Below are 3,762 nucleotides of genomic sequence, written 5' to 3'. Positions count from 1 at the left end.
GGTATTGGCCCGATAATAATCAATGCTGACCCCGTCGTTTTTGACATCCCAGAGGCTGGTTCCCCCGGTGAGCAGTTGTGATGCTCCGCCGGACGTAAGACGCACGGATGTGGATGTATTGCCCGCCGGCATCACGATATGTATTCCAGTGACGGCGATGTAGTTTCCGGCGCTGTCGATGGCGTCGTAAGTCGCGCCATAGGTCCCGCCGTCCATCAGCGTAAACGAGCGAGCCTCACGTATGTCCTCTGAGACGGCCTGGATCGCCTTCGCGGCGTCGAGAGAGGAATTGGACGCGCCGCTGACGCTGGCGCAGAGACGCAGCATCGTGACGAACAGTCCCATTGTGGCCAGCATGAGCAGCGAAAAGACTCCCATGCCGATCATGATCTCAACCAGGGTGAAACCGCGAGCTCGATCCGTTTTGCGATTGTTTGAGCGATCTTTAGTCATATTACGCCTGAACCGGCTACCGCGCCGCGATGATGGTGTGGGTCGTGAAGCTGCCCGAGCTTTGATTACCGCCTTGCCAGGCGAAGGTGTCGGTGACCTGAACGGCCTGCGCCAGCGACGGCGCGTTAGCTCCGGCGGATGTCAGCGCCTGACCGATCCAGAGCTTGCCCGTGCTTCCCGCTGGGAAATAACCGATGCCCGTCCCGTTGTCCACCAAATCATCGACGATTGTGAATGAGTAAGATCCATCCGCGTTCTTTGTGGACGAGTCGATGATGCTGCGGCCGAGCAGGGAGGAACCGTTCATGCCGGCGAAACCCAGGTCGCGCATCTGGTCGACCTTCTGCTGAGCGAGCAGGGACGCCTGCGCGTAGTTCGCGCCGACATGGCCGGCGCGGGTGGCGACGGGAAACGTGGCGCCAAACAGCATGATCATCATTCCAAAGACGAAGAGTGAGATCGTAAGCTCCACCAGAGTAAAGCCACGTCGTGTTTGGTTCTTGAGTTGTGACGCCTTCATAAGATTGCTTTCCGGTATGTATCCCTATTAGAAATTATGCCTTTTTCGGTGAGCGGCCATATCCGCAATAATAGGGGCATTCAATTTGCGCGCGCCTCAGCGACCTTGGACCTTTTGCCGCGCAGCGCGGCGATGCGCTCCAGAGTTTGTTCCGCTTCGGAACTCTTGAAGAGATGCAGCACATCGCCGAAGGCGATCTGCGCCTCGTCCAGGTCGCCGCTCATAAAGGCCACTCGGCCGCGCGCCGTTTCGCCAGAGGCGTAATCAAGCGCGATCCCAGTCAGGAAGTCGTCCGTCAGATACATGCCATCGTAAACGCCGCGCAGCGAATAGCCGCGCCAGACGCTCTTGGTCGTGGCGAGCAGCGCCGGCAGAGGCGGACGCTTGCCGTGTGGAAAAATCTGGGTGAGCAGTCCGATCTGGGCAAGTTCACCCGTCTTCTCAAGATACGCCTGCACGGCGATCTGCTTGCCGCGCTCATAATGGATTGGGGGATCGTCGGACGGTCCCAGGATGAACAGCGGGCGGTTCGTCGTCAGGCAGTGCTCAATGACCCGACGCAGTGGCTCTTCGCGTGTGGCTTGATGGATCGACACGGCCCCATCGGGGAAGATACTCGCCAGATCTTTGTCCTCGCGCACCAGATCGGACAGATACCAGCCTGTGACCCAGCGATGGTACTTGGGGTTGTAAACGCCGGCGAGCATGCCGCGCTTGACCAGCGTAACATCCGTCCGATACCCCTCCACGCGCTGCAAGTATGTGATGGCGAACGCGGACGTATCGCGGCCGTTATCGATCAGCAAGCCGCCCTTCGGAACGGTGGACAGCAGGTTGCGGCCGTAATCGTAACACATCCACGTGTGGCTCAGATCGTTGATCGTCCAGTGTCGAATCGCCTGGAATGGCGTAAGCGCCAGAGCGCAGGCGGCGGCCAATCCGGCGAACGCCGGACGCTTGCTGGGCTCGATCCCGCGCTGGATCACCACCCAGGCCTCCGTCATCGCAAATCCTGCGGTCACGCATAACACCAGATACGATGGGATGAAATAGATATAAGCGTTGTAGATCCCATAGTTGATGGTGTAGACGACATCGGCCAGCAGGATCCATGACAGCAGCAGCGCCAGCGGCCGATGCTCGCGTCGCACCCACAGCAGGATCAGACCGACAAACGCGAGCGCAACGCCGACCCAGGTCAACTCGCGCCCCAGGCCGAAGAACCACTCGGCCAGCTTGCCGAGGACTTCGGGGAGCTTGGTGTGGAACATGGCGTCCGCGTACTGCCGGCCTGTGATATGGAACCAGAACGCGAACGGAGAAGTGATATCGCCCCAGTTCGCCGCAGGCTTCGCGGCCGCCCGAATGGGAAGGTATGCGTATGAGAGCAGCGGCGCGAGCGCAATGGCCAGCGTCGCCGCCCATTGCTTCCGTACGGCTCGGTCGCGCAGCGCCAGCAGGCGGCGATCGGTCATCAAAATAAAGGCGATGAATCCTGGGACAAATAGCGTGTTGATCTGATGGTTCGTGACGGCGAACCCATAAGCAAGCGCCAGCAGCTTCAAATCGTTCGCTTGGAGTCCGCGCATCCGCCAGCGCGCCGTCAAAAACAGCAGCAGCGAGGTGTAGAACGCGGTCAGGCTGTAGGTTTCGCAGAAGAGGCACTGCTGCCAGAACGTGAGTGAAAAGGCGAACATTCCGGCGGCGGCGGCGGCGATCGGCCGCGCGGCGCCGACGCATCGCGAAAACCCATAAAGACACGGGATTGCCAGAGCGCCCAGCAGGGCGCTCAAAACATTCAGGCGCCAGATCGTCGTCCCGATGGGCAGGATCAGCGTCCACAGCTTCGCCAGCATACACCACACGGGATAACCCGTGGGGTGGGTGACTCCGAGCGAGTAGGCCGCCGTGGCGAGCTCCCCGCAATCGCCCCAATAGATGGTCGGACAGAGTGTGCGCAGATACACGCAGAACGCCGTGAGAAACAGCGCCGCCGCGATGCAGCGGTCCAGCAGATGGGGTTTGGAGAGAAAATTCATAGTTTGTCGCCTTTTTTGGCCGCGAGCGCACGCTGATAAGATGATAAATCTCTTTTAATATCGGTGAAAGCTCGTAATTTCCACAGGGTGGGGATGCGCGACAAATAAAAACGGGGCGTCCTGCAGGGGCGCCCCGTTATCTGTAGGACTGGGATAATTACGGCAAAACGTGCGACCAGCTCGTATTGACCGGGTCGTCTCCGATGCTGCACGTCGGACTGGAGCCGACGACGCCGATGCTGTAGGTCCCATCGGAGGGACAAACGGGAAAGACACGGATGTAGGCGGGATAAATATTCGCCGGGGAGCATGTCGCGGTTGTGGCCGCTTTCGAGGCCATGGCCCACTGCTGCTTGGCGCTGTCGATTTGTCTGAGGTTGGCGATACAGCTCTTAGCGCGCGATGTTTCACGGGCCTGCAAAAAGCCGGGAATGGCGATTGCCATCAGGATGCCAGTGATCAAAATAACGACCATGATCTCGACCAATGTAAAGCCACGGCTATTCTTGTTCATGAGTGTTTGATGAGGACGGACGGGGAGACAAAAAATATGAGCATCGACTCGGGTCGATGCTCATACTAGTTTCGTTAAGCGAGCCTATGGCAGGACATGCGACCAGTTAGTGTTGGTGGCGTTGGCGCCGATGCTGCACGTCGGGCTCGTCGAAACGTCGCCCAGCGTGTAGGTGCCGGCGGACGGGCAGCCCGGGTAGGTCTTGATGTAGCTGGGAGCCAGGTTCGCCGAGGTGC

The 3,762-nt window shown here is 59.4% G+C and carries 4 protein-coding genes; all 4 read right to left on the bottom strand.

Annotation, left to right across the window (positions count from 1 at the left end):
- The coding region (locus ABIZ35_RS13200; protein WP_348220376.1) for a type II secretion system protein at nucleotides 1-453 on the bottom strand (453 nt) is incomplete at its 3' end.
- Nucleotides 454-469: 16 nt separating this feature from the next.
- Nucleotides 470-973 carry a prepilin-type N-terminal cleavage/methylation domain-containing protein gene (locus ABIZ35_RS13195; protein WP_348220375.1) on the bottom strand — a complete coding sequence of 168 codons (504 nt, stop codon included), beginning with the start codon at nucleotides 971-973 and terminating at the stop codon, nucleotides 470-472.
- A gap of 80 nt (nucleotides 974-1,053) precedes the next feature.
- On the bottom strand, nucleotides 1,054-3,012 hold the full coding sequence (locus tag ABIZ35_RS13190) for a DUF2723 domain-containing protein (protein ID WP_348220374.1): 1,959 nt from the start codon (nucleotides 3,010-3,012) through the stop codon (nucleotides 1,054-1,056).
- Nucleotides 3,013-3,169: 157 nt separating this feature from the next.
- Nucleotides 3,170-3,526 carry a prepilin-type N-terminal cleavage/methylation domain-containing protein gene (locus tag ABIZ35_RS13185; protein ID WP_348220373.1) on the bottom strand — a complete coding sequence of 119 codons (357 nt, stop codon included), beginning with the start codon at nucleotides 3,524-3,526 and terminating at the stop codon, nucleotides 3,170-3,172.
- Nucleotides 3,527-3,762 lie beyond the last annotated feature (236 nt).

It is taken from the genome of Capsulimonas sp., from assembly GCF_039929585.1.
In the GTDB taxonomy this organism is placed as follows: Bacteria; Armatimonadota; Armatimonadia; order Armatimonadales; family Capsulimonadaceae; genus Capsulimonas.
Note: the sequence above shows the minus strand (reverse complement) of the source record. Positions and strands in the feature narration are given on the sequence as shown.